The sequence below is a fragment of the Kitasatospora sp. MBT63 genome, assembly GCF_000710465.2.
In the GTDB taxonomy this organism is placed as follows: Bacteria; Actinomycetota; Actinomycetes; order Streptomycetales; family Streptomycetaceae; genus Kitasatospora.
This window is the reverse complement of record NZ_JAIZ01000594.1, coordinates 1-458: the sequence shown is the minus strand read 5'-3', so window position 1 is coordinate 458 and position 458 is coordinate 1. Positions and strand designations below refer to the sequence as shown.

Annotated in this window: 1 protein-coding gene; it reads left to right on the top strand. The window is 71.0% G+C overall.

What is annotated here, in order from left to right; genetic code table 11:
- On the top strand, positions 1–347 hold a 347-nt coding region (locus tag AA75_RS31455; protein ID WP_158515594.1), incomplete at its 5' end, for a methionine adenosyltransferase domain-containing protein.
- Between the last annotated feature and the right edge of the window lie 111 nt (positions 348–458).

The following is a 458-nucleotide window of genomic DNA, read 5'->3' as shown; positions in this document are numbered from 1 at the left end:
AGGTGGACCGCTCGGCGGCGTACGCGATGCGCTGGGTGGCCAAGCACATCGTGGCGGCGGGTCTGGCGACCCGGGCCGAGGTGCAGGTCGCGTACGCGATCGGCAAGGCGGAGCCGGTGGGTCTGTTCGTGGAGACGTTCGGGACCGAGACGGTGCCGGTGCTGAAGATCCAGGAGGCCGTGGTGAAGGTCTTCGACCTGCGTCCGGCCGCGATCATCCGTGACCTGGACCTGCTGCGGCCGATCTACGCGAAGACCGCCGCCTACGGCCACTTCGGCCGCGAGGACGCGGACTTCACCTGGGAGCGCACCGACCGCGTCGACGAGCTGAGGAACGCCGTCGCCTGATCGCCCGTCAGCCCGTCCGCACCCCCACCCGTGAGGAACACCATGGCCGCACTCCCTTCCCCGTCCGCCCGGCAGGGTCGTGCGGACGCGTTGCGTGAAGCCCTCGCCACC